Origin of the sequence: Streptomyces sp. NPDC001513 (assembly GCF_042894695.1) — a bacterium.
Lineage (GTDB): Bacteria > Actinomycetota > Actinomycetes > Streptomycetales > Streptomycetaceae > Streptomyces.
On the sequence record NZ_JBIAVU010000027.1, the window covers coordinates 26,263 to 52,752 of the forward strand.

Here is a 26,490-nt window from a genome sequence, read left to right on the forward strand (position 1 = left end):
TGCTGGCGTGCTTACCTTTAGGTAACGCTTAGTCAGCCACATGTCGGATGTCTAACGCTTTGCCCGTTTGGGGTAGTTGTAGGGCCGCTATGTTCTCCCTGCGCTTGATCAACTTCAAGCGCTCACGAGAACACCCCATGGGGGGATTGTGTATTTGCGAAGCAGATCTGGGACGTCATGGAGACGATCCAGATCGGTGACAGGCACTCCGGGCAGGCTCGGGGTGATCGCGGCGGGGCTGGCCGTGGTGATGTCTGTTTCTGCACTTCAGGGTGCGGATCCGGCGCTGGCCGCGGCTCAGCCTGAACCGCAGGGCAAGGCTGGAGCCCCTGCGGCGACTACCGCCGCCGACATACCTTCCGCGCGAGTGGCCGCCCGTCTGTCGGGCAAGCGGGTCGAGGCTCTGTCCGAACGGACTGAGACGTCGACGACATGGGCCAACAAGGACGGGTCGCTCACCTCTGAGGTGTCCGCAGGCCCCATCCGTTTCAAGGACGCCCAAGGCCAATGGCGCGATGTGGATGTGAACCTCACCAGCGCCGCTGACGGTTCGGTGACGTCCAAGGCCCACCCGCAGGGACTGCGGCTGTCGGGCAAGAAGGGTACGAAGGCCCAGTCGCTGGCGGCAGCCCAGTCTGCAGCCGCCACAGACCTCGTGACGCTGGGGCAGGGCGACGAGGCCATCACCCTGCAGTGGCGTGGTGGTCTGCCCGCTCCGGTTCTGGACGGCACCCGGGCGACGTATCCGGATGCGGTGCCGGGCGCGGATGTGGTCGTGGAGGCCACGCGTACCGGTTTCGAGCAGTTCGTCGAGGTGAAGGCGAAGCCGGCCGCCGGGTTCTCGTACACGCTGCCGCTGAAGACCAAGGGGTTGAAGGTCGAGCAGCAGGCGGACGGCAGTGTGCTGTTCACCGACAAGAAGTCGAAGAAGACCGCGACGATGCCGGCCCCGGTCATGTGGGACGCGACCGTCGATGCCGCTTCCGGTGAGCACACCCGGCGGGCGAAGGTCGGCATGAAGGTCGTCAAGACGAAGGACGGAGTCGACCTGGTCGTCACGCCGGACGCGGGATTCCTCGCGGACGCGGCGACGAAGTACCCGGTCACCGTCGACCCGTCGACCTCTTCCCTGGGCAACCTGTTCGACACGTACGTCCAGCAGGGTGAGACCGTCGACTGGTCCAACGACACCGAGCTCGACTTCGGCAATCCGGGCACCAAGAACGGCGACGGCACCTGGCGCACCGCCCGTTCCTTCGTCACCTGGAACACCGCCCCGGTCGCCGACGCGCTGATCTCGGACGCGAAGCTGTCGCTGTGGAACTTCCACTCCGGCAACACCGACTGCTCCGCCCAGCCCTGGGAGGTGTGGACCTCCAACGGGCCCACCACCAGCTCCCGTTGGACGAACCAGCCGGCGATGGTCACCAAGATGACCACCTCCACCGAGACCAAGGGCAACCCCGGCTGCGCCTCCCAGCCCGACGGCTGGATCAACGCGGACGTAACGAGCCTGGTCCAGCACTGGGCCAACAACAAGTGGACGTTCTCCAGCATGGGCCTGCGGGCCACGGACGAGAACAACACCAAGCAGTGGAAGCGGGTCAACTCCGCCAACGCGGCCTCGAACCCGCCGAAGCTGACCGTCACCTACAACTACCGGCCCCGTACCGGTACGAAGCAGGAGGCCGGCGCGCCGTTCTTCTCCTACGGTGGCGCCTACGTCGTCAACTCGACCACGCCGGTACTGCGGGACACCTTCGTCGACGCCAACGGTGACAAGGTCAACGGAAGCTTCCAGATATTCGACTCCTCGACCGACACGCAGGTCGGGAACGTCCTGGTCTCCCCATGGGTGTCGTCCGGGCAGGTCGCATCGGTAGCCGTCCCCGCCGGTCTTCTGACGAACGGCAAGACGTACAAGTTCCGCACCTCCCCCTACGACGGCAGCCACTACAACCTCGGCTGGTCGGCGTGGAAGACCTTTACGGTCGATACCGCTGCCCCCTCTGCCCCCACCGGCCTGACCTCGACGGACTACCCGTCAAACGGCTGGGTCAAGGGCGCCGGACAGGCCGGCAACTTCACCGTCACTCCGCCCGCCGGTGACCACCAGTGGTTGGAATGGACCCTGGACGGGACCACTTGGACCAAGGTGGAGACGGGTGGCGCCGCAGGCGTGAAGACGCTCTCCGTCGCACCGCCCAAGGACGGCACCCACACGCTGCAGGTCCGCAGCGTGGACAAGGCCGACAACAAGTCCGAAGCCGTCGCATACACCTTCCACGCAGGCCCTGGCGGATTCGTCCAGCCGTCTGCCGGCGAGAGGACCGCCCGTCGGCTGCCGCTCGAAGCGGAGGCTGACGGCAACAAGTACGACAAGGTGTCCTTCTCGTGGCGCCGTTCCGAGGCTGATGCCTGGACGGCGATTCCGGCCGGGCACGTCACCGCCGGCGGCACTCCGCTGACCACCTGGCCGGTTCCGCTCACCGCGGGCAAGAGCGCGCCGCTGGTCTGGAACGCCACCGACACCGTGGATCCGGACGGAACTGTCCAGATCAAGGCCGACTTCACGGGCCCCGGGGCCACTGGTTCCACGGAACCCCTCTCCGCGGTCGTCGACCGCAACGCCGAAGGAGCTGCCACCCAGGAGATCGGTCCCGGCACGCTCAACCTGCTCACCGGCGACTTCGCCCTGCAGGGCAGCGATGTCGACGCCTTCGGCCTGGCCGCGATGCGCAGCGCATCGTCCCGTCAGCCGTCCAGGGGAGCGCAGGAGGGCCAGTCCCCGGTCTTCGGCAAGGAGTGGACCGCGGGAATCACCGACCAGGTGACGGCTTCCGACTACACGCACATCCGCAAGGTGTCGGACACCGCACTGGCCGTGGTCACCAATACGGGTTCGAGCATCCACTTCACCGCGAACACGGCGCAGAACGGGTGGCTTCCCGAGCCGGGCTCCGACGGGCTCACCCTTGCGGGCGGGTTCAGCTCGGGATTCACGCTCTCGGACACGGCCGGCACCGTCACCGCGTTCGCCAAGCCTGATGCTGCCGCCACGACCTGGCAGACGACGACCACCCTGCGTGCGGGCGCCGTCAACTCCACCACCACGGTGGTGAGCGAGACCGTGACGGCCAACGGGAAGACGCTGGCCCGCCCCAAGCTGGTCATCGCCCCCACGTCCGCGGTCCCCTCCACGACCTGCGCCGCCTCGCCTTCGACCAAGGGCTGCCGGGTACTGGAGTACGTCTACGCGACCACGACCACCGCCACGTCGTTCGTTCTCGGCGACATCAGCGGTCAGGTCAAGGAGATGCGCCTCTGGGCGACCGAGCCCGGTGCCGCCGCCGCGACCAGCAAGGTGGTGCAGTCCTTCGGCTACGACGACGCCGGGCGCCTGCGCCAGTCGTGGAACCCGCAGATCTCACCGGCTCTGAAGACCCTGTACGAGTACGACAGCGCGGGCCGGGTCACCAAGCTCACCACCCCGGGCGAGCTGCCCTGGTCCTTCACGTACGGCAACGCTGGTGGCGGCTCCGCCGCCGGCGACGGCATGCTCCTCAAGGCCTCCCGCTCCGGCCTTCAGCAGGGCACTGCGGACGTCGCGGAGGGAACCGCAGCGACCACCATCGTGTACAACGTACCGACCACCGGTACGAAGGCTCCCTACAAGCTGGGCGCGCAGGAAGTGAAGGCCTGGGGCCAGATCACGGCCCCCACCGACGCGACGGCGCTGTTCCCTGCGGACTCCGTGCCGTCGGCCAACGACGGTGCCTCGCTCACCGCGGCCGACTACAAGCGGGCCCAGATCAACTACTTGGGCGCTTCGGGCCGCAGCAGCAACACGGCCGCTCCCGGTGGACACATCACCACTACCGAGTACGACAGGTTCGGCAACACCGTCCGATCGCTGTCCGCCTCCAACCGGGCCGTCGCCCTCGGCTTGACGTCGACTGACACCGCAACTCAGGCAGACCTCGGCATCGCCGCTCTGCCCAGTGCCGAGCGTGCAACCCTGCTGTCCAGCACCTCTGTGTACAGCCAGGACGGCGTCCGCCTGGTGGAAGCCCTCGACCCGTTGCGCCGCGTGGATCTGACAGCGGCCCTCATGTCCGGCTCCACCGTCCTGGTCCCCGCCGGCACCTCCGTCACGGCCCGGCCGCGGACGGTCCACGAGTACGACGCAGGTCGCCCGACCGACGGAACCGCCACGATCAAGGGCGTCGTCACCAAGACGCTCAGCAGCGCGCAGGTCCGCGAACACCCCACGGCCCAGGGCGAGACCCTGGCAGTCCAGAGCGTGTACGACTGGGTCAAGGGTGTGAAGACCCAGTCCATCAAGGACCCGGGCGGCCTGGCACTCACCACCACCACCGAGTACGACTCGGAGGGGCGGATGGTCCGTCAGATCCAGCCCGGAGGAACAGCTTCCTCGGCTTCCACGCGCGTCACCACCTACTGGGCGGCCACGGGTACGGGAGCATGCAAGGGGCGCCCGGAATGGGCAGGTCTGCTCTGCTCGACCGGTCCCGGAGGGACCATTACCGGGGGAGGCAGCAACCCGAACCAGGTTCCGGTCACCACCTCGGAGTACAACTGGTGGGGCAGCGTCGCCAAGGTGACCGAGAGCGCCAACGGTGTGACTCGCACCACCACGACCACCTACGACGACGCTCCTCGACCCACGAAGATCACGATCAGCGGAGCCACCGGCCAAGCCGTCCCTGAGACGACGATCGAGTACGACAGCGTCACCGGCCGGGCGACCAAGACGACGACCGCCGGCGGGTCCGTCACCAAGGCCTTCGACAAGCTCGGTCGCCAGATCTCCTACACGGACGCCGATGGGGGCGTCACCACCACGGAGTACGACCTGCTTGATCGGCCGGTCAAGACCGCCGACAACGCCCCGTCGACAACGACCTACACCTACAACCACACGACTGAACCGCGAGGCCTGCCCACCGCAACCACGGACTCCGTGGCCGGTACGTTCCAGGCCACCTACAACGCGGAGGGGACGGTCACCAACGAGCGACTGCCCGGTGGTTACACCCTGAATACCACCGTCGACCCCTCCGGAGCCGCCACCCAGCGCACCTACACCCGGGACAGCGACGGCACCCAGGTGTATGCCGACACCATGACCCGGTCGATTCAGGGCCAGGCATCCAGCCACAGCGGCTGGTCCAACCAGAAGTACCAGTACGACAAGACCGGTCGGCTCACCGAGGTCGAGGACACCTCCGAGACCGTGTGCACCCGCCGTACCTACGGCTTCGACAGCCGGACCAACCGGACGTCCAAGACCACCGCTGCCGGTACGCCCGGCGCGGACTGCCCGGGCGGCGGCACGACCGTGAACACCGCCTACGACAGCGCCGACCGGCTTGTGGACGCGGGATACACATACGACGCCTTCGGGCGCACCACCGCCAAGCCCGGCATCAGCAGCATCGAGTACTTCGCCAACGACCTGGTCCGCCGGCAGACCGTCGGCAACAAGCGTCAGACCTGGGATATCGATCCCAGCCTGCGCTTCCGGTCCTGGACGGTGGAGACCCAGAACGCCGGCACCTGGTCCCAGACGGAGGCCAAGAAGAATCACTACAGCGACGAGTCGGACAACCCCGGCTGGATCGAAGAGGACGCCTCGGCATCCGTCATCACGCGCAACGTGAAGTCGCTGTCGGGCTCGATGGCAGCCACCACCGGGAGAACCGGAGGTATCGTGCTGAACCTCTCGGGAATCCACGGCGATGTAGCCCTCCAGCTTCCCCTGGACAGCGCGTTCGCACCGCGCGCGTACGACTCCGACGAGTACGGAAACGCACGCGCGGCCAGCGCCGCCGCGGACCGCTACGGATGGCTGGGTGCCGAACAGCGCTCCACGGTGGCAACGAGCGACGCCGTCCTCATGGGTGTGCGCCTGTACTCCCCGAGCGAGGGGCGCTTCCTGTCGGTGGATCCCATGTTCGGTGGAAACGCCAACGCGTACGAGTACTGCTACGGCGACCCGGTGAATTGCACCGACCTGAGCGGAAAGTGGTCGTACAGCACGTGGAGTCGCTGGTGGTCGCCCTATAAGCACGTTTGGCTCTACCTCAACAGGAATGAAACGCAGCGTGTCGCCTGGGGTGCGGGAGCGGCAGGAGGATTCTTCTCCGCCATCCTTCCCTGGACCTCAGGCTGGGTGAAGGTGGCGTTTGAAATTCTCCGGGCGTATTCCTGGTATATTTCGTGGGTCGCCGGCTCCGCAATGGCGAAAAGCAGGACTTGTGTATCGATTTACACGTATGTCGTCAACTGGTGGCCCGCAGCCCCCACCGCATGGCACCGGAGGTGCTAATGGCAAAAAGCAGCAACATGGCCAAGAGCTCGAAAGCATTCCTCATTGTGGACCTGTGTGCCGCCGCAATCATGGCAGCGTTTTGCATACTGTTCGCAGCGAGGGGTGAGGTGATGCTCGCCGTGGGATTCGGGATCGGAGCCCTTGGCGCGCTTTTTACCGCAAAGTTCAGGAACCGCAAGAAGGTCGTTTGACATCTTGCTGATCCGAACGGGTCGGGTGTGAGAGCCTGAAATTCTCGCCAAGGGGGGCCGTCAGCTTGCTGACGGCCCCCCTTGGGTTTTCCGGACCCCGGCGTGCGGCTATTTTTGCTTCCTCGCGAGAGAGCGTCGGGAACTGTGCGTGAAGTCTTGTGGTGCCGCCGACGGAAGGGACGTTCGTTTGATGCGGAGTTCCGCATCAAGAATTCCAACGACGCCATTAAAAAACGGCTCCGCAGCGAGTCATCGTTCGCAGCCCTCTCTGGCGTCAGCCCTGTCGAAGCCGCCTCAGGGAAAACCCGGCGTCGGCGCCTCAACCGCGGCGGAAACCGACAGGCCAACTCCGCCTTTACATCATCGTGCTGACCCGTATTTGATGGGACACCCGCACCCGGGGATACACTGCCGGCGCTCAAGGGGGCGCGCGTGACGGATCCGCAGCGCAAGCCGTTCCTTTACGTCGTCGTTGGTGCCGCCGGGATCGCCGACGACATCGGCAAACTGATCACGGCGGCACAGGAGCGGAACTGGGGTGTGGGCGTCATCGTCACTTCACATGCCCTGCCCTTCTGCTCTCTTTTCGTTCCGGTTCTTGTGGTCCGGTGCGGTGACTCTGCTGACGAGTGGTTGGGTTCCTGTATCGGGAGCTCGGTGGGTGTCGTCCGGCAGGGCGACGCTATGGCGAGGCGCGAGGTCTGGGACTCTCCGGCTGCCACGGCCGGTTCTGGGTGGTCTCTCGCCCGAGGCTGTGGCCGGCTTGCGCTCTGTCGCGCAGGCCGGCGGGGCGGGGTGGGCAGTCGGCAATGCGCGGCGTAGAAGCCACGCTCAGCCGGGCAGCGGCACGACCAGCGTCGAACGCCGCACCACCAGCTCCGGCTCGAAAACGACTTGCCGGTGCCGGTGGGTCGCGCCGCCCGGTCCGGTCTCCTCGGCGAGCATCTCGGCCGCCGTCCGCCCCATCGCCTCCGCGGGCTGGCGCACCGAGGTCAGCGGCACCGCGGCCGCCGCGGCGAACTCGATGTCGTCGTAGCCGACGATCGCGAGGTCCTCGGGTACCCGCAGGCCCGCGGCGAACACGGCCTGCAGCATCCCGAGGGCCAGCAGATCGTTCGCGCAGAACACCGCGGTCGGTCTCGGCAGCATCCCCAGCAGGCGGGCGCCGGCGTCGCGGCCCGCCGCCACGTCCAGCCCGTCCACCTCCAGATCCAGCAGGACGGCGTCGCGACCGGCCAGCGCCTGCAGCGCGCCGCGGCGGCGGTCGGCGACCTGCTGCAGCCGGTGGCGGCCGCCCACGAACGCGATCCGTCGGTGACCGCTCTCCAGCAGGTGCCCGGCCGCCAGGGCGCCGCCCCCGACGTCGTCCACCGACACCGAGCAGGCTTCCAGCCCCGGGGCGAGCCGGTCCACCAGCACGAAGGGCACGCCGCCGCGACGGAGCGCCGCCGCTCCCGACCCCTCCGCGTCGGCCGGGGTCAACAGCACCCCGCGCACCCGCTGCTCCGCGAAGAGGGCGAGGTAGTCCGCCTCGTCGGCGAGCCGCTGAGCGCTGTTGCAGACCATCACGCCCAGGCCCGCCGCGCGCGCCGCCTGTTCGGCCCCGCGCGCCACGGAGACGAAGAACGGGTTGCCGAGGTCGAGGACCAGCAGACCGATGATCCGGCTGCTGCCGGAGCGGAGCTGGCGCGCCGACTCGTCGCGTACGTAGCCGAGCTGTTCGATCGCGGCCCGGACCCTGGCCCTGGTCCCCTCGCCGACCGTCTCCGGTCGGTTGATCACGTTGGAGACCGTGCCGACCGACACACCGGCCACCCGGGCCACGTCCTTGATCCTCGCCGCGCCGCCCATGTCCCACCATTGAAAGGTTTCACCGGCTCCGACGGCCGGCCCGGAGGTCAGGTTACGACATCACGCCAACCGCCCCCGCTCGGTGCCTTGACGCTTCCCGCGGTCCTGCCTACCGTCGGGATGAAACGATTCAGATCGTGGGAGGTGCTCCGGTGGCCGACCGATCCGCCGTGAAGGACGCCCTTCGGGCCCAGCGCATCGAGACGCCCTCGTGGGGTTACGGGAACTCGGGAACCCGCTTCAAGGTCTTCGCCCAACCCGGTGTGCCGCGCGACCCGTTCGAGAAGCTCGCCGACGCGGCCCAGGTGCACGCCGCCACCGGCGTCGCCCCGAAGGTCTCGCTGCACATTCCCTGGGACCGGGTCGAGGACTACGGAGCGCTGTCCGCCCACGCCCGCGAGCTCGGGCTGGAGATCGGCGCGATCAACGCGAACGTCTTCCAGGACGAGGACTACAAGCTCGGCTCCGTCACCCATCCGGACCCGCGGGTGCGCCGCAAGGCTCTCGACCACCTGCTGGAATGCGTCGACATCATGGACGCCACCGGCTCGCGCGACCTCAAGCTGTGGTTCTCCGACGGCACCAACTACCCCGGCCAGGACGATATTTCGGCCCGCCAGCAACGCCTCTCCGACGCCCTGTCAGAGGTGTACGGGCGGCTCGGCGACGACCAGCGGATCCTGCTGGAGTACAAGCTGTTCGAGCCCGCTTTCTACACCACGGACGTCCCGGACTGGGGCACCGCGTACGCACACTGCCTGCGGCTCGGGCCCAGGGCCGCGGTCGTTGTCGACACCGGCCACCACGCCCCCGGCACCAACATCGAATTCATCGTCGCGTTCCTGCTGCGCGAGGGGAAGCTCGGCGGCTTCGACTTCAACTCCCGCTTCTACGCGGATGACGACCTGATGGTCGGCGCCGCCGATCCGTTCCAGCTGTTCCGGATCCTGCACGAGGTCGCCGGGAACGGCGGCTTCGCCCCCGAGGCCGGCGTCGCGTTCATGCTCGACCAGTGTCACAACATCGAGGCGAAGATCCCTGCGATCATCCGCTCGGTGATGAACGTCCAGGAGGCCACGGCCAAGGCCCTGTTGGTCGACCGTCCGGCCCTGACGGCTGCTCAGAACGCGGGCGATGTACTCGGTGCCAACGAGGTGCTGATGGACGCCTACGCCACCGACGTCCGTCCGCTGCTGGCCGAGGTCCGCGCCGAGGCCGGGCGGGACCCGAACCCGGTCGCGGCCTACCGAGCCGGCGGCTGGGCCGAGAAGATCGTCGCCGAGCGGGTCGGCGGCGCCCAGGCCGGATGGGGGGCTTGACCCGTCCGCCACGCGAGCCGGCCCGCGCCACCTCGTACCCACGGGCCGGCCCGCACCACCTCGTACCCACGAGCCGGCCCGCACCTTCCTCGCGCACCCCCACGAGAGCGACACCGCCACCAGACAAGGAAGCTGCTCCCGCCATGGCCCAGCACCCCGTCGTCGCCGCCCTCCTCGCCCGCTCCCACCGGCTCGGATCGGATCCGCGCAACACCAACTACGCCGGCGGCAACACCTCTGCCAAGGGCGCGGCCACCGACCCCGTCACCGGGCAGCCCGTCGAGCTGATGTGGGTGAAGGGCTCCGGCGGCGACCTCGGCACCCTCGCCGAGGCGGGCCTGGCCGTGCTGCGGCTGGACCGCCTGCGCGCCCTCGCCGACACCTACCCGGGCGTGGAACGGGAGGACGAGATGGTCGCCGCGTTCGAGTACTGCCTGCACGGCAAGGGCGGCGCGGCTCCGTCCATCGACACCGCCATGCACGGTCTGGTCGACGCCGCGCACGTCGACCACCTGCACCCCGACTCCGGCATCGCGCTCGCCACCGCCGCCGACGGCGAAAGGCTCACCGCCGCCTGCTTCGGCGACGCAGTGCCGTGGCTGCCCTGGCGCCGCCCCGGCTTCCAACTCGGCCTGGACATCGCCGAGCTCCATCGGACCCACCCGCAGGCCGTCGGCTGCGTCCTCGGCGGTCACGGCATCACCGCCTGGGGCGCCACCAGCGAGGAGTGCGAGGCCAACGCCCTGCACATCATCCGCACCGCCGAGGCCTTCCTGGCCCGCCACGGCAAGGCCGAGCCGTTCGGCCCGCAGCTTGACGGCTACCAAGCCCTGCCAGAGGCCGAACGCCGCCGGCGCGCCGCCTCGCTCGCCCCCGTCATCCGCGGTCTGGCCTCCACCGACCTCCCGCAGGTCGGCCACTTCACCGACGCCGCGCCCGTGCTGGACTTCCTCGCCCGCGCCGAGCATCCCCGCCTGGCCGCCCTCGGCACCTCCTGCCCCGACCACTTCCTGCGCACCAAGGTCGCCCCGCTGCTCCTCGACCTGCCCGCCACCGCGCCCCTGGACGAGACGATCGTCCGCCTGCGGGAGCTGCACAGCGACTATCGGGCCGGCTACCGGGCCTACTACGAGCGGTACGCCACCGCGGACTCGCCCCCCATGCGCGGCGCCGACCCGGCGATCGTCCTGGTCCCGGGCGTCGGCATGTTCTCCTTCGGCAGGGACAAGCAGACCGCCCGCGTGGCCGGCGAGTTCTACCTCAATGCGATCAACGTGATGCGCGGCGCGGAGGCGGTCTCCGGCTACGCCCCGATCGAGGAGCGCGAGAAGTTCGCCATCGAGTACTGGGCGCTGGAAGAGGCGAAGCTGCGGCGGATGTCCGCGCCCAAACCGCTGGACACCCGCGTCGCCCTGGTCACCGGCGCCGGTTCCGGCATCGGCAAGGCCATCGCGCACCGCCTGGCCGCCGAGGGCGCCTGCGTCGTCGTCGCCGACGTCGACACCGCCACCGCCCGGGCCGTCGCCGACGAACTCGGCGGCCCGGACCGGGCCGTGGCCGTCACCGTCGACGTCACCTCCGAGGAGCAGATCACCGAGGCGTTCCGCACCGCGGTCCTCGCCTTCGGCGGTGTCGACCTGGTGGTCAACAACGCGGGCATCTCCATCTCCAAGCCGCTGCTGGAGACCACCGCCGATGACTGGGACCGGCAGCACACCATCATGGCCCGCGGCTCCTTCCTCGTCTCCCGGGAGGCCGCCCGCACCATGATCCGGCAGGGCCTGGGCGGCGACCTCGTCTACATCGCCTCGAAGAACGCGGTCTTCGCCGGCCCCGACAACATCGCGTACTCCGCCGCCAAGGCCGACCAGGCGCACCAAGTACGGCTACTCGCTGCCGAGTTGGGCGAACACGGAATCCGCGTCAATGGCGTCAACCCGGACGGCGTGGTCCGCGGCTCGGGCATCTTCGCCGGCGGCTGGGGCGCCCAGCGCGCCGCCACCTACGGCATCGCGGAGGAGCAGCTCGGCGCGTTCTACGCCCAGCGCACCCTCCTCAAGCGCGAGGTGCTGCCCGAGCACGTCGCCGCCGCCGTCTTCGCCCTCACCGGCGGCGACCTCACCCACACCACCGGCCTCCACATCCCCGTCGACGCCGGCGTCGCCGCGGCCTTCCTGCGCTGAGGCGGCCGTGACGCCCCGCACCCCACACGCCCCGGCCGCCTTCGCCGCGGCGGACCTCGGCGCCACCAGCGGACGGGTGCTCGTCGGCCGGGTCGGCCGTGACCGCCTCGACCTCACCGAGACCCACCGCTTCGACAACACTCCCGTCCAACTCCCGGACGGGTTGCACTGGAACGCCCTCGGCCTGTACCAAGGCGTCCTGGACGGCTTCCGCGAGGCCGCCGCGCGCTGGGACCTCGCCTCCGTCGGCATCGACAGCTGGGCCGTCGACTACGGGCTCCTCGACGCCGACGGCGCGCTCCTCGGCAACCCGTTCCACTACCGCGACCCGCGCGGCGCCGCCGCCGTCCAGGCCGTCTGGAGCCGCCTCCCGGCCCGTGAGCTGTACCGGATCACCGGCCTTCAGCACCTGCCGTTCAACACGATCTTCCAGCTCGCCGCCGAGAAGCACCTCGACCGCGCCCGCACCCTGCTCCTGCTGCCCGACCTGATCACCCACTGGCTCACCGGCACCGTCGGCGCGGAGGTCACCAACGCCTCCACCACGGGCCTGTACGACGCCCGCACCGGCGCCTGGTCCGCCCCGGTCCTCGCCGCGCTCAACCTGGACCCGGCCCTCCTGCCCGCACTGCGCCGCCCCGGTGACCACGCCGGCACCCTCCTTTCGCACGTCGCCGCCGCCACCGGCCTGCGCCCCGACACCCCCGTGGTCGCGGTCGCCTCCCACGACACCGCCTCCGCGGTTGCCGCCGTCCCCGCCGCCACCGAGGACTTCGCCTACATCTCCTGCGGCACCTGGTCGCTCGTCGGCCTCGAACTCGACGCGCCCGTCCTCACCGACGCCTCCCGCGCCGCCAACTTCACCAACGAACTCGGCATCGACGGCACCGTCCGCTACCTGCGCAACGTCATGGGCCTGTGGTTGCTCAGCGAGAGCCGGCGCACCTGGCGAGCCCGTGGGGAGGGGCACCACCTGCCCGAGCTGCTCGAACGCGCCGCAGCCGCCCGCCCGTTCGCGGCGCTCGTCGACCCCGGCGCCCCCGAGTTCCTCGCCCCCGGTGACCTGCCGGCCCGCCTCGCCGAGCACTGCGCCCGCACCGGCCAGCACCTGCCCGAGGACCAGGGCGCCGTCGTCCGTTGCATCCTGGAGAGCCTGGCCCTGGCGCACCGTCACACCCTGTTCCAGGCCGCTCATTTGACCGGCCGCGCGATCCGTGCCGTGCACCTGGTCGGCGGCGGCAGCCGCAACGCCCTGCTGTGCCGGCTCACCGCCGACGCCACCGGCCTGCCCGTCATCGCCGGCCCCGCCGAGGCCACCGCCATCGGCAACATCCTCGTCCAGGCCCGCACCCACGGCCTGGTCGAGGACCGCGGCGCCATGCGTCGCCTGGTCGCCCGCACCCAGCGCCTGCGACGCTACGAGCCCGCCGGAGACATCCGCGCGTGGGACGCCGCCGCCGCCCGTGTGGGGCTCGCCTGACCGGAGCTGCACGGCATGGACGCGGTGTCACCTCCCGTCGTACAGAATGTGACGATCGGTCAAATATTGCTCAAGCTCGCATGGTTGTGGATCGCAATTCTGGAAATACTCCATTTACCGAAGGGCAACGTGCTGGCCGTCAGGTGGCCGGGTGCGCATATCCCCGATGCGATCGCGCGACCAGCGGCCGCCCTTCGTGTCATCCCCGACCTCGCTGTCATCGCTGTGAGCTGCCCGCACGCCGTCACCAGGACTCCGATCAGCGAGGCCCCGCGTCGACCGAAGGTCGCGCCGCAAAACAATTGCGAGCGGCCCGAACAGGTGCAGAAAGAAAGCCTGTTCGGCATTCGAAGCCATTTCTCTGAGTTCGGAGGGTTTCCATGTGCACGCGTCGCCGCAGATCCCTGCGCCTCCTGGTGTGCCTGGCACTGGTACTGTACGCAGTGCCGCTGTCCGTCCTCGCCGCGCCTCAGGCCGGCGCCGCCGGCGGGCCGACCGTGTGGATCCTGGACGCCACCGACCGGCCCTTCACCTCGACCATCCCGCCGGGCTGGGCGCCGACCGGGATCGAGCTGTACGCGGCCCGCAACGCCTACGAGGGGGCGCAGATCCTGGTGCGGTCCGGTTCGGCGCAGACCGGGGTGTCCGTCACCTCCGGGGCACTGACCGGCCCCGGCGGCGCGATCATTCCCGCCGCGAACATCACCACGCGCTACGAGTACAACCACCCGAACATCCAGAAGGTCGGCAACGTCCAGAACCCGCCCGACGGTGGGATCGCCTACTACGACGCGCTGATGGACAACAGTCCTCAGCCGGTGGCGGCGAACACGACGTACGCCGCCTACTACCAGGTCTACGTCCCGGCCGGTCAGGCGCCGGGCGTCTACCTCGGCAGCGCCACGGTGAACAGCAGCCTGGGCGCTGTCACGGTGCCGGTGTCGGTGACCGTGTACAGCGCCACGATCCCGCCGACCTCGCAGTCCACGTTCAAGATGAACAACTGGTTCTCCTCGGCGGGCTGGGACTACGCGGGCACTGAGGCGTCGATCCCGAATGCGTACGGCGTGCAGATGTACGACGCCAACTGGTGGACCGTCGAGGCCAACATCGCGGCGAACATGGCGCGGCACCGGAACAACGTGATCTACGCCGACGCGGTGGCCCTGCTGATCCCGGACACCACCGTCGACGCCGCGGGCCACTTCACCTTCGGCTGGTCCACCTTCGACCGGTTCGTCAACCTCTTCGTCAGCGCCGGGGCCATGCAGTACCTCTACACCCCGACCCTGCTGGAGCCGCCCGCCTCCGATCCGTACCTCGACACCCTGGTGCCGGCCAACGGCGTCAGCGGCGCGGTCAAGCACGTGCTCTGCCGGCCCAACTCCGCACCGGCCAACGGCTGCCCGGACACCAACAACTGGTTGAACCAGTTCTTCCCGGCGCTGAAGGCGCACCTGGATGCCAAGGGCTGGACGAACAACTTCTACATGAGCGCCCTGGACGAGCCCACCACCACGCAACAGGCCACGGCTGCCAACTGGCTCTACACCCTCTACGAGCAGTACTTCCCGAACCCGCGTACCAACGAGGCGCAGCTGACCACCTTCACCGGGAATGCGGCGCACCTGTCGACGCAGACCCCGCTCTCGTCGAACTACGACGCGAACGTCGCGCTCTACCAGAACTACCGAATCAGCGGGAAGGATCTGTGGCTGTACAGCTGCATCCTCCCGCAGGGCCCGTACATGAACCGCTTCACCAGCAACCACCTCAGCGGGACCAGGCTCCTCCCCTGGCTGACCTGGAAGATCGGCGGCGACGGCTACCTGCACTGGGGCTGGAACTACTGGCACGACGGCTTCAGCGAGCCGTACCCGGCCGCCGACACCTTCAACACCCGGCAGACCGGGGATCACTGGCTGGTCTATCCGAACAAGGCCGCCTACGGCATCTACGACAGCCTCCGCAGCGAAGCTCAGACCGCGGGCCTGCAGGACTTCGAACTGCTCCAGCAGCTGGCCGCGATCAAGCCGCAGGCGGCACGCACCCTGGCCGAGACGCTGATCACCAACCCGACGGCGTACGACCTCTCCGGGTGGAACGTCGAGGGCCGGCACAAGCAGCTCCTCGACGAACTGGCCTCGGCGACAGGTGACCTGGCGCTGCCGTTCACGGACGACTTCAGCGGCGGCGACCACTTCTGGACCCACACCCGGGGGACCTGGTCCACCAGCGGCGCCCGGTACACGCAGTCCGACGCGTCGGCGAACTGGGGGTACGTCTCCTACCTGCGCGGCCGGGGCTACACCGACGTGTCGGTCGGCGTGGACCTGCAGATCACCGGAGTGAGCTCGTCCGGCGGAAGCACCAACTGGGCAGGTCTGATGGTTCGTTCGGCCAACGGCACGGACCTGGACTCCGGCTACCTGATCGCCCAGCGGAACAACGGCCAGGTGTTCGTCTACCGCAGCGGCACAACGATCGGCTCGGCGTCCGTGCCCGGCTACGTGCCGGGGCAGCGCACCCGCCTGCGCGTAGTGGCGCGCGGGAACGCACTGACGGTGTACTCCGGGACCGGTCAGGCGCCGGTGCTGACCGTCACCGACGCGGCGTTCACCGCGGGCGACGTGGGTCTGGTCACCGGCGGCGCCGGCGCGAACTTCTGGAACGCCCGGGTCATGCCGACCTCTCTCGCCCCGGCCGAGAGCGCCGCCGTCACCGCCTCCAGCTCGTACGAGGCCGACGGCTGGGGTATCCGCTCGGCGGTCGACGGACAGCGGCCGTCGGCGCCGAACGCTGCGGGGTGGAGCAGCTCCGGCAGTACCGCCACCAACCACACCGAGTGGGTGCGGCTGGACCTGGGCTCGAGCCGGCCGGTGAGCCGGGTGGACCTCTACCCGCGCAGCGACGGGGCCAACGCGGGTCAGGGCTTCCCTGTCGACTTCACCATCCAGACCTCCACCAACGGCACGAACTGGACCACGGTCAGCACCCAGACCGGGTACGCGAGTCCCGGCGCCACGGCGCAGACCTTCCCGTTCGCGACGGTCACCGCGCGCTACGTGAAGGTGACGGGGACCAACCTGAGCACAGATCAGTTCGGTAGTTACCGCATGCAGTTCGCGGAGATCGAGGCGGTCGGCGGAGATCTGGCGCTGGGCCGCACAGCGACCACCTCCAGCTCGGTCGAGTACCCGAACGAGGGCTGGCTGACCGCCAACCTCACCAACGGGACCCGTCACACCCACCTGTGGAACTCCTCGGGCTGGAGCAGCGCCGGGGCCGGCTCCCCGAACACCACGCAGTGGGCGCGGGTGGACCTCGGCGGCCCGTCACGGATCAGCCAGGTCACGTTGTACCCCCGCGACGACGCCCCGAACACCGGGCGCGGCTTCCCGTCGGCCTTCACCGTCCACCTCTCGGCCGACGGCACGAACTGGACCACCGTGGTGTCGAAGAGCTCGTACCCGCGTCCCGGAGCCGGCGGCCTCTCCTTCGCCTTCACCGCCACCACCGCCCGGTACGTGAAGGTCACCGGCACCACGCTCACCGCCGACCAGTTCGGCGTGTACTACATGCAGCTGGCGGGGATCGGTGTCTCATGACGAAGCACCGGATCTGCTTCCTGCTCCAGGTGAAGGCCGAACTCGGCGACGAGTACCGCGAGCGCCACGCCCAGGTGTGGCCGGAGATGCTCGATGCCCTCCGGGCCACCGGCTGGACCAACTACTCCCTGTTCCTGCGCCCGGACGGCCTGCTCGTCGGCTACCTGGAGACCGAGGACTTCGATCGCGCCCGCGAGGCGATGTCCGCCACCGAGGTCAACGCCCGCTGGCAGGCCGAGATGTCCCGCTACTTCCAGTACCCGGACGGCACGCCGGCCGACCAGGCGATGGCACCGCTGACGGAAGTGTTCCACCTGGACTGACAGTCCCGAGGAGGCCGTCCATCCGGCGAGTCCAGCACGGCGCCCATCCGGCTGCGGCTGGTCCGCCCGGGATGTCGACGTGTTCACGTCAGATTCACCTGTCTTCGGGATCCTGGGTTCCATGGCTCTCAGTAGACGAGCACTACTGGCACAGGCAGCCGCTTCGGCCACCGCCGTCGCCGCCCCCTCGCCCGCCGTCGGCGCGGGTGGGGAAGCCGCAGCGACCACGACCACGACCCTGCGCGGCACGATCCCACCCGGCGCACCGGACTTCGTGTACGTGCCGCTGGACGTCCCTTCCGGCGTACGGGAGTTGCGCGTCTCCTACCGCTACGACAAGCCGCCCACCCCGCCGGGCACGCCGGGAAACGCCCTCGACATCGGCCTGTTCGACCAACGGGGCACCGTGCTCGGCGGCCGCGGCTTCCGCGGCTGGTCCGGGGGTGCCCGAAGCGAGTTCTTCCTCCGTGCGGACGAAGCCACCCCCGGCTATCTGCCGGGACCGCTGGAACGCGGCCGCTGGCAGATAGCCCTCGGCCCCTACACCGTGGCCCCGCAGGGCCTGCCCTACGAGATCACCGTCACGTTCGTCCATGGTGCACCGGCACCCGCCGTCCCCGTGGCCTACCCGCCCCAGCGCATCCCGGGCCGGGGCCGGGCGTGGTATCGCGGGGACTGCCACATCCACTCCGTGCACTCCGACGGCCGCCGCACCCCGACCGAGATCATCGCCCTCGCGCGCGCCGCCGGCCTGGACTTCGTCAACACCTCCGAGCACAACACCCACAGTTCCCACACCGCCTGGGCCGACGCCGCCGGCAGCGGCCTCCTCGTCCTCACCGGTGAGGAGGTCACCACACGGACCGGCCACGTCCTGGCCGTGGGCACGGACCCGGGCACCTTCATCGACTGGCGCTACCGGGCCCGTGACGGCCGCTTCGCGCGATTCGCCCGCGCCGTCCGGCAGGCGGGCGGCCTGGTCGTACCCGCCCATCCGCACGCCACCTGCATCGGCTGCGCCTGGAAGTTCGGCCTCGGGGAGGCCGACGCCGTGGAAGTGTGGAACGGTCCCTGGACGGCTGACGACGAGGTGTCCCTGGCCTCCTGGGACGCCACCTTGTGCGGGGCGAACGGTGCCCGCTGGCTGCCCGCTCTGGCGCACAGCGACTACCACCGCGACCCGGACCGCGTCGGGGGACCCCAGACCGTCGTCCTGGCCGACGACCTGTCCCGCGAGTCGATACTGGCGGGGCTGCGCGCCGGACGGGCCTACGCCGCCGAATCCTCGGCGGTCTCCGTGGACTTCACCGCGGTCACCCCGCGGGGGGCCCACGCGGGCATCGGGGAGGGGCTGGCCGTGTCCGGTCCGGACGCGGAGGTCCTCGTACGGCTGTCGGTGACCGGTGCGGAGGGCTGCGAGCTGCGGCTGGTGACGGACCAGGGCCTGGCCCTCACCGTGCCCGCGGCGACGGCCCTCGAATGGCGCACGACACCCGCCCGCACCGCCTACGTCCGCGCGGAAGTCCGGCATCCGCCCCAGGCACCGCCCCTCCCCGGGCCGCCGGCCGCCCTCACCAACCCGATCTGGTTACGCCTCTGACGTGACGATCGCGGAAGCCCAACGCAAGCGGCCCGGGAGGACGCCGGCACGCGCGCGCCGCCTCCATCACATGACGCGCCAGCCTCATTCACGGGGCCGGGTCGGGTGGCGGAGGGGCGGACGCGGTGCGGCGGATTGCGACGACGGCCGCGTCGTCGTCGAGGTGTGCGTGGACGTGGGTCAGTAGGTCGGCCTGGAGATGACGCAGGAGTTCGGCGGGGTCGTCCGTGGCCCACTGTGGCACGCGCTCGGTGAAGGGGTAGAAGCGTCCGTCGGTGTTGCGTGCCTCGATGACGCCATCGGTGTAGAGGAGCATCAGGTCGCCGACCTCGAACGGGAATGTCTGGACGTCGTAGTCGGCGGTGCCGAAAGCCCCGCCGAATCCGATCGGAAGGTGGCTCGCCTCGGCCACGAGCGGGATGACCCGGTGTCCGCGGAGGATGAGCGGTGGTGGGTGACCGCAGCTGATGAGGTGGACGACCGGGTCGTGGTCGGGGATGTCGAGCAGCATGGCGGTGGCGAAGTCCTCGACGGCGTCCTGCTCTGTCTTAGCGGCACAAGCAGGACTTTCGCGATCGCCTCGTGGCCACAGCCGCAGAAGCCGGTGCGGTCGACCCGGACGCCCTCGGCAGGCAACTCGCGGTGCTCTTCGAAGGCGCCAACGCGCTGGCAGCCTCCTGCAACGACGCGCAGGTGTTCACCGATGCCCGGCAGGCAGCCCGGACGCTGTTGGATATCGCGTTGGATGCCGCGCCCGGAGGGTGAATCGCGCTCCTTGCACACGGCTGCGGCCTCGGTCGTGTTCCAGCCCTGCGAGTCCCGCCGCCCGCCGCCCCTCCGCCGAACTCGGCTGGATCTGACCCGGAGGGAGCGGCCGCTTCCTCAGTGGGTCAGCCGGTGATCGAGAAGAAGATCGAGCCGTCCTCGGCCCACCACCAGGCGCCCTCGCCCTCGTTCCAATCCGAGGCCCAGCTGTCGAGGGCCTCGATGAGCTCCCCGAGGTCGTAACGGAGATCGGCGTCGACGCGGTCCAGCACCGCGCGGTAGGCCTCCACCGCGGGGCCCGCCTTCGCGAGGGGCCAGCAGCCGATCTCCGGTGAGCCCTCCAGGGGATGGGGTATGCGGAACCCGATCTCCGAGGGCGGGCCGCTGAAGACGTACTGGTAGGGCAGCAGTTCGGCTGGGACGCCCGCCGAGCTGAGGGCGTCGTCCAGGGCGGAGAAGTAGGTGACGGGGCTCCGGTAGCTCGCCAGGGTCGAGCTGTCGCTCGCGTTGTGGTCGATGATGATCTGGAGGGCCGCGTAGTAGGCACAACCGGCGTAATCGGCCAAGGAGTCGGCCCGGCCGGAGACCAGCTCCTCCAGGGCGTCCGGGACCGACAGCCCCCAGTCCACGCTCTGGTGGTCGAGGCTGTCCTGACGTGCCTTCGCCCTGACGCGCATGTTGTCCAGGCGCCGTGACTCGTCGGCGCTCAGGTCCAGGGCGGGCACGAAGCGCACGACCTCGCCGCGGTTCGCCATGCTGTAGTTCACTACCTTGCTCATGGGTTCATGCTGCCAAAGGGCACTGACAGCCCGGTGTCCGGGACCGGTTGTCCGGGCTGTCCGTGACGGGCCGTGGGGGCGGCTGAGCGGCGGCCGCTGGCTGGGCCCTGTTGTCCCCGAGTCACGGCCACCGTGCTCCGGTGTGCCGCCGGAAGGCGTCGACGGCGGCCTCCACGGTGGGGAAGAAGTGCTCGGGGTCGATGGTCCGGGTGAGTTCGTACCGCTCGATCTTGCGCCGCACGGGGTCCTTGAGCTCGGCGAACACGAGGTGGACGCCGTCCGCGTTGAGCGCCTCGTCGAGCTCTTCCAGGATGTCGGCGGCGGTGGTGTCCACGTCCGTCATCGGCTCCGCCGCGACCACGATCCAGCTCGGCCGCGGGTGCGCGCCGGCCATGCGCCTGACCTCGTCCCGGAACGCCCTGGCGTTGGCGAAGAAGAGCGGGGCGTCGAAACGGTAGATGACCAGGCCCGGCAGCTGCTCGGCCTGCGGGTAGGAGCGGATGTCGTGATAGCCATCGAGGCCCCGCACCCGCCCGAGCACCGTGTCGTACGGCCACCAGGCGCGCCGGAAGACGTTCAGGACGGACAGGCCCACGGCGATGGCGATCCCGGCCAGCACACCGAGCAGGGCCACGCCGGCGAAGGCCGCGAAGCACAGCAGGAACTCCGTCCGGCGCTGGCGCCACAGCCGTACGGCTCCCGGTACGTCGGCCAGCGACAGTGATGCGGTGATGACCACGGCGGCCAGCGCCGGCTGCGGGAGGTTGCGGAACAGCCCGGGAGCCAGCACGAGCATGAGGACGATGAGCGCCGCCCCGACGACTCCGGTGAGCTGGCTCTTGGCCCCCGCACGCTCCGCCACCGCGGTGCGGGACCCGCTCGTGCTGACGGGGAAGCCCTGGAAGAGGGCGGCGGCCAGGTTGGCGGCGCCGACACCCGCCATCTCCTGGTTGCCGTGTACCTCCTGCCGGGTGCGGGCCGCGAAGGCGGACGCGTTGGAGATCGTGTCGGCCAGGGACACCAGGGCGATGCCCAGTGCACCGCCGAGCAGCGGCGCGAGGTCCGCGAGCCGCACGTCCGGGATCGTGAACGGCGGGAAACCCTCGGGCAGTACCCCCACCAGGCCGACGCCGTGCCCGCCCAGGTCGAAGGCGGCGGCCGCGGCGATCGCCAGGACCACCATCACGAGCACCGCGGGGACCTTCGGCAGGAAGCGCTGCAGGAGCAGGATCAGGGCGATCCCGCCGAGGCCCACCGCGGCGGCGGCGGGCACCGTCGCCCCCTCGGCGATCTTCCGCACGAGGCCGGCGCACTCGCCGATCAAGCTGTCCGCCTCGACCTTGAAGCCGAGCAGCTTGGGCAGCTGACCGATCAGGATGATCAGGGCCAGGCCGTTCATGTAGCCGATCATCGTCGGTTTGGAGATCAGGTCGGCGATGAAGCCGAGTTTCGCCACCGAGGCGAGGATCATGATGGCCGCCACCATGACCGCGAGCATCGACGCCAGCGCGACGGCCCGGGTGGGATCCCCGCCCGCGGCGACCAGGGGAAGTACGGTGGCGGCGATCATCGGCCCGAGCGAGGAATCCGGGCCCAGCACCAGGATCCGGGACGGGCCGAACACCGCGTATCCGAGCAGGCAGAGGATCGACGTGTACAGGCCGGTGATGGCCGGCAGCCCCGCCAGCTCGGCATACGCCATGCCCTGCGGCACGAGCAGGGTGGTCAGCACGACACCCGCGACCAGGTCCTTGGCCAGCCACTCGCGCCGGTAGGACGTGGCCGCGCGGATCCCGGGGACCGACCGGAAGCGGGAGGGCGCCCCGTGGCGGTCGTGCCGGGTGGTCACGGACGGTCCTTCCTCAGGCGGCCTTCGCCCGGCGGGCCGTGAACTTGCCCAGTTCCCACACCAGCAGGAGCGCGAGGGCGGCCAGCAGCGCCCAGCCGAACTGCCGCGCGTCGATCTCGGTCGTCCCGAGGATGCGCTGGAAGCCGTCCATCTGGGTCACCAGCACGGACAGCACGAACTGGGCCAGGGCGACCCAGTTCATCTGCTTGCTGTCGAACGTCGAGGCCGTCAGCACCGATTCCGTCTCGCTGCGGCATTCGAAGGCGGCCACGATCAGGCAGAGCGAGAAGGCCGTGAACGCGATCGACTGGCCCGTTGCGACGCTGTCGTAGCGGGCCCGGCCGAGCTGGATCAGTCCGAGCAGAAGGATGGTGATCGCCAGCCCGCCCAGTCCGACCGTGACCAGCACGGGCCGCGTGAGCACGGACTCCCCGCGCGGACGCGGCCTGCGCCGCATGAGGCCGGCGCTCTCCCTGTCGAAGCCGAGGGCGAAGCCGAACGAGGCGTTCACGACGAAGTGGATCCACAGCACTTGCGGCGGCGTGAACGGCTCACCGGCGGCGATGTTGAAGACCGTCGCCCCGAGGAACGTCAGCACGAACGTGACCAGCAGGAGCAGCACGAACCGGATGTACTTGGTGAGGTTGTCGTAGATCGTCCGGCCTTGCTCCACCGCGTAGACGATGGTGGCGAAGTTGTCGTCGGACAGGATCATGCGTCCGGCGTTCTTCGCCACGTCCGTGCCGCTGCCCATGGCGATGCCGATGTCCGCGGCCTTGATGGCCGGCGCGTCGTTGACGCCGTCCCCGGTCATCGCCACGACCTCGCCCTTCTTCTTGAGCGTGTTCGCGAGCAGCACCTTGTGTTCCGGGGCGACCCGCCCCACCACGCCGATGCCCTCGATGCGGGAGAGCTGCTCGTCCTCGCTCATGGCGGCGAATTCGGAGCCGAGAACGGCCTCGCCGGGAATGCCGATCTGCCGGGCGATCGCCGCGCCGGTGGTGACGTCGTCCCCGGTCACCAGGCGCACCCGGATGTGCGCCGCCTGGGCCTCGGCCACCGCCGCCTTGGCCTCCTCGCGCGGTGGATCGACCATGCCGACGAGGCTCGTCACCCGCAGATCGGTGACGTACGCGAGCAGATCGCCGTCCGGATCGAAGCCGTCCGGGTCCAGGTCACGGCCGGCCGCGGCCATCACCCGGCGCCCCTCGCCACCCATCCGCTCGCTCGCCGCCTCGGCACGGCGCAGCAGATCGGCGTCCCACGGGACCGTTTCACCCGCCGCGAGCGCGGTGGCGGCCCGCGCCATCACCGCAGGGGCCGCTCCTTTGACGAAGCAGCGTACGACCTGCCGCCCGGAGGCATCGGTGGCCGAGTGGAAGGTGGCCATCAGCTTGTACTCGGGGTCGAACGGGAGGGTGGCGAGCCGGGGGAGGGCGTCGCGGGTGGCGTCGGTGTCCAGCCCGGCCTTGTGCGCGAGCACCAGCAGCGCGCCCTCGGTGGGGTCGCCCACCACCTGGCCGCCCACCAGCTTGGCGTCGCTGGCCACCACGTAGGGCAGGATCGCGTCCTCGATCCCCGCGGCGGCCCCCGCTGCGTGGTGGACCTTCCCCTCCAGCCCGTAGCCCGTACCCGACACGGTGTACCTGTCGGTGGGGCTCAGCACTTCGACGGCGGTCATCTGGTTCAGCGTCAGGGTGCCGGTCTTGTCCGAGTTGATGGCCGACGTGAACGCCAGCGTCTCGACCGAGGGCAGTTCCTTCACGATGGCGTGCCGCTTCGCCAGGTTCATGCTCCCGACGGAGAGGATCGCCTGCGTCACCGTCGGCAGGGCTTCGGGAATGGCGGCGATGGCCAGCGAGACGGCGCTGACGAACAGGACGTCCCATGCCTGGTCCCGCTGGCGCCCCAGGGCGAACATCACGATCATGGTGAGGCCCGCGGCAGCCGTGATCCACAGCGTCAGCCGATCGAGCTCTTTGGTGAGCGGCGGCGCCTCCTTCTTGGTGGCCGACAGCATTCCGGAGATCTTGCCGAGCTCGGTGGCCGCGCCGGTCGCGGTGACGATCATGACCCCGCTGCCATGGGTGACCGGCGTGTTCATGAACGCCGTATTGGTCTGGTCGCCCGGCGACAGCCGGTCGCCCGCCAGCGGGCCGGTGTCCTTCGCGGCGGGAACGCTCTCGCCGGTGAGCGCCGACTCGTCGATCTGCAGGGCGCTGGCCTCGATGAGACGTCCGTCCGCCGGCACCTGGTCGCCGGCGGAGATGAGCACGACATCGCCGTCGACGAGCTGCTCGGCCGGCATCTCGGCCTCCGTACCGTCCCTGCGCACCCGCGCCGTCGCCTTCATCATCGACTTCAGCGCGTTCATGGCGCTCTCGGCCTTGCCCTCCTGGCGCAGGCCCACGACCGCGTTCAGCAGCGTCAGCACGACGAGCAGGATCGCGGTGGTCCACTCCTGGATGACCATCGAGACGATCGCCGCGGCCACGAGGACGATCTGCATGTAACTGCGGTACTGCGCGAGGAACCGGCGCCACGCCGGCGTCCGCTCCTCCTCGGGCAGCGCGTTCGGGCCGTGCGCGGACAGCAGCTCCGCGGCCCGCGCCGCGGACAGACCGGCCGTGGGATCGACACCGAACGCCGCCACGACCTCCTCGGGAGAGCGCGTGTACCAGCCGTTCCCGGCAGCCCGGGGCTGCTCCGCCACGGAATCCGACCGTACCGTCATGGTTGTGCCTCCGATCCGTGGCTGCGGACGTGTCCGCGCCGGGCAGGGCTGGGCCTGGCCTGGCCTGGCCGGTCGCGCTCCCTTCGCGGGTGCCAGGCCGTGTCTAGCCGCGCTTCCTGCCCGGCTTCTTCCCGTGCCGGGCGGCGTAGGGATCGGCCGGGGCTCCGGCAGGGGCCTCCCGCTCCAGCCTCCGTTTCATGACGAGGAGGTCCTTGCGCGCCTCCTGCGCCATCTCGGGGTACTGCGGGTCGATCTCCATCAGCGTGTGCGCGAGGACCGCCGCCGCGCAGATCCGCGCGAACCACTTCCGGTCCGCCGGTACGACGTACCAGGGCGCCCAGCGCGTGCTCGTGGCGGACAGCATCTCGGAGAACGCGTCCTGGTAGTCGTCCCACCGGCGCCGCTCCCGGATGTCGGCGGCGGAGAACTTCCAGTTCTTCTCCGGCAGGTCGATCCGCTTCAGGAAGCGGGTGCGCTGCTCCTCCTTGGACAGGTTCAGGAAGATCTTCACCACCTTGAACCCGTTGTCCGTGAGGTAGTGCTCCCAACGGTTGATCTCCCGGTAGCGGCGGTCCCAGATGCCCTCCCCGAGCACGCCGTCCGGCAGCTTCTGGCGCAGCAGGACCTCGGGGTGGACCCGTACGACGAGGACCTCCTCGTAGTGCGAGCGGTTGAAGATCGCGATCTCGCCGCGCTCGGGCAGCCGCCGGGCGTAACGCCACAGGTAGTCGTGGTCCAGTTCCTCGGAGGAGGGCACCTTGAAGCTGCTGACCCGGACGCCCTGGGGGTTGACGCCGCTCATCACGTGCCGGATCGTCCCGTCCTTGCCCCCGGCGTCGAGCGCCTGGAGACAGAGCACCACGCCGTACGTGTCCTGGGCCGCCAGCCGCTGCTGGTACTCGGCGAGCAAGGACACCCCCGTCCGCAGCAGCTCGGCCCCGTCCCGCTTCTTCATGCCGGCCTTGAAGCGGGGGTCGAAGTCCCGCTCCAGGTGGACCTTCGAACCCGGTCGTACCCGTAGCGGCTCGATGAACTCCGCGATGCGTTCGGCTCTCTCGCCCGACATCACCCGTCACCCACTCTCCGGTCCGGATACGGTGCGGCAGGCGGCGCCGAGCGCCCTACGGGACCGGCGCTCCGCCAGGATCGGGATGTAGGTCCTGACCCGGGCCTGCCGGAAGTCCTCGTACGCGGCCCTGACCGTCGCCTCGACGACGGCCGCGTCGACCAGGGGGTAGGCCGCCTGCATCCGCGCCACCGTGTTCCGGACGGCCCCGAGTTCCTCGGGGGTCGGGTCAGGGGTGGGTGCCGGTCCGTCCGCGGCCCGCGCCCCGCCGCCTTGGAGGATTTGGCTTGTCCCGGTTCGTTCTGTGCTCCGCAGCGATACGGGTGCCATGTCCCACGACCTTCGGAGTGCCGATCCGCGCGTCCCGGCATCGCCTGAGGATGTCCC

General features: G+C 69.8%; 15 protein-coding genes and 2 pseudogenes. 10 read left to right on the forward strand and 7 right to left on the reverse strand.

Annotation, left to right across the window (positions count from 1 at the left end; genetic code table 11):
* Positions 1-250: 250 nt before the first annotated feature.
* From ACFYZ4_RS39230 to ACFYZ4_RS39240, 3 genes and pseudogenes are all read left to right on the forward strand, one after another.
* Positions 251-6,352 (forward strand): DNRLRE domain-containing protein, encoded by a 6,102-nt coding sequence (locus ACFYZ4_RS39230; protein ID WP_390786274.1) that lies wholly within the window; start codon positions 251-253, stop codon positions 6,350-6,352.
* A 425-nt stretch (positions 6,353-6,777) separates the two neighbouring features.
* A pseudogene (locus tag ACFYZ4_RS39235) lies at positions 6,778-6,900 on the forward strand (transposase); the annotation flags it as partial.
* 78 nt (positions 6,901-6,978) lie between these two features.
* Positions 6,979-7,122: pseudogene (locus tag ACFYZ4_RS39240) on the forward strand (flavoprotein); the annotation flags it as partial.
* A 255-nt stretch (positions 7,123-7,377) separates the two neighbouring features.
* On the opposite strand, the gene ACFYZ4_RS39245 reads toward ACFYZ4_RS39240, so the two are convergent.
* Positions 7,378-8,397: a LacI family DNA-binding transcriptional regulator gene (locus ACFYZ4_RS39245; protein WP_390786255.1), complete on the reverse strand. Its 1,020-nt coding sequence runs from the start codon at positions 8,395-8,397 to the stop codon at positions 7,378-7,380.
* Positions 8,398-8,549: 152 nt separating this feature from the next.
* Between ACFYZ4_RS39245 and rhaI the strand changes: the two genes are divergently transcribed.
* The 6 genes from rhaI to ACFYZ4_RS39275 all read left to right on the forward strand — a co-directional run bounded on the left by rhaI (position 8,550) and on the right by ACFYZ4_RS39275 (position 18,910).
* A complete protein-coding gene (gene rhaI / locus ACFYZ4_RS39250; RefSeq protein WP_351297394.1) occupies positions 8,550-9,716 on the forward strand; it encodes an L-rhamnose isomerase in 1,167 nt (388 codons plus the stop codon).
* Positions 9,717-9,859: 143 nt separating this feature from the next.
* Entirely contained in the window at positions 9,860-11,899 is a 2,040-nt protein-coding gene (locus ACFYZ4_RS39255; protein ID WP_390786256.1) for a bifunctional aldolase/short-chain dehydrogenase, read from the forward strand.
* A 7-nt stretch (positions 11,900-11,906) separates the two neighbouring features.
* Complete coding sequence (locus tag ACFYZ4_RS39260; protein WP_390786257.1) at positions 11,907-13,379, forward strand: rhamnulokinase family protein; 1,473 nt, start codon at positions 11,907-11,909, stop codon at positions 13,377-13,379.
* A gap of 380 nt (positions 13,380-13,759) precedes the next feature.
* Positions 13,760-16,987 carry a discoidin domain-containing protein gene (locus ACFYZ4_RS39265; RefSeq protein ID WP_390786258.1) on the forward strand — a complete coding sequence of 1,076 codons (3,228 nt, stop codon included), beginning with the start codon at positions 13,760-13,762 and terminating at the stop codon, positions 16,985-16,987.
* Positions 16,984-17,310, forward strand: coding sequence for an L-rhamnose mutarotase (locus ACFYZ4_RS39270; RefSeq protein WP_390786259.1), 327 nt, complete (start codon positions 16,984-16,986; stop codon positions 17,308-17,310). Before ACFYZ4_RS39265 ends, ACFYZ4_RS39270 begins: the two co-directional genes overlap by 4 nt.
* Before the next feature lie 121 nt (positions 17,311-17,431).
* Positions 17,432-18,910: a CehA/McbA family metallohydrolase gene (locus ACFYZ4_RS39275; RefSeq protein ID WP_390786260.1), complete on the forward strand. Its 1,479-nt coding sequence runs from the start codon at positions 17,432-17,434 to the stop codon at positions 18,908-18,910.
* A gap of 88 nt (positions 18,911-18,998) precedes the next feature.
* Here the strand turns inward: ACFYZ4_RS39275 and ACFYZ4_RS39280 are convergent, their stop codons facing one another.
* On the reverse strand, positions 18,999-19,508 hold the full coding sequence (locus tag ACFYZ4_RS39280) for a PP2C family protein-serine/threonine phosphatase (RefSeq protein WP_390786275.1): 510 nt from the start codon (positions 19,506-19,508) through the stop codon (positions 18,999-19,001).
* Here ACFYZ4_RS39280 and ACFYZ4_RS39285 point away from each other — a divergent pair.
* A complete protein-coding gene (locus ACFYZ4_RS39285) occupies positions 19,493-19,675 on the forward strand; it encodes a hypothetical protein (protein ID WP_351295994.1) in 183 nt (60 codons plus the stop codon). The genes ACFYZ4_RS39280 and ACFYZ4_RS39285 overlap by 16 nt on opposite strands.
* 125 nt (positions 19,676-19,800) lie before the next feature.
* Here the strand turns inward: ACFYZ4_RS39285 and ACFYZ4_RS39290 are convergent, their stop codons facing one another.
* The 5 genes from ACFYZ4_RS39290 to ACFYZ4_RS39310 form a co-directional block, all read right to left on the reverse strand.
* Positions 19,801-20,454, reverse strand: coding sequence for a hypothetical protein (locus ACFYZ4_RS39290; protein ID WP_390786261.1), 654 nt, complete (start codon positions 20,452-20,454; stop codon positions 19,801-19,803).
* 121 nt (positions 20,455-20,575) lie between these two features.
* Entirely contained in the window at positions 20,576-22,303 is a 1,728-nt protein-coding gene (locus ACFYZ4_RS39295) for a SulP family inorganic anion transporter (RefSeq protein WP_390786262.1), read from the reverse strand.
* 13 nt (positions 22,304-22,316) lie between these two features.
* Positions 22,317-25,016: a cation-translocating P-type ATPase gene (locus ACFYZ4_RS39300; RefSeq protein ID WP_390786263.1), complete on the reverse strand. Its 2,700-nt coding sequence runs from the start codon at positions 25,014-25,016 to the stop codon at positions 22,317-22,319.
* Between the two features lie 124 nt (positions 25,017-25,140).
* Complete coding sequence (locus tag ACFYZ4_RS39305) at positions 25,141-26,103, reverse strand: polyphosphate kinase 2 family protein (RefSeq protein ID WP_390786264.1); 963 nt, start codon at positions 26,101-26,103, stop codon at positions 25,141-25,143.
* A 6-nt stretch (positions 26,104-26,109) separates the two neighbouring features.
* A complete protein-coding gene (locus tag ACFYZ4_RS39310; protein ID WP_390786265.1) occupies positions 26,110-26,433 on the reverse strand; it encodes a three-helix bundle dimerization domain-containing protein in 324 nt (107 codons plus the stop codon).
* Positions 26,434-26,490: the final 57 nt, after the last annotated feature.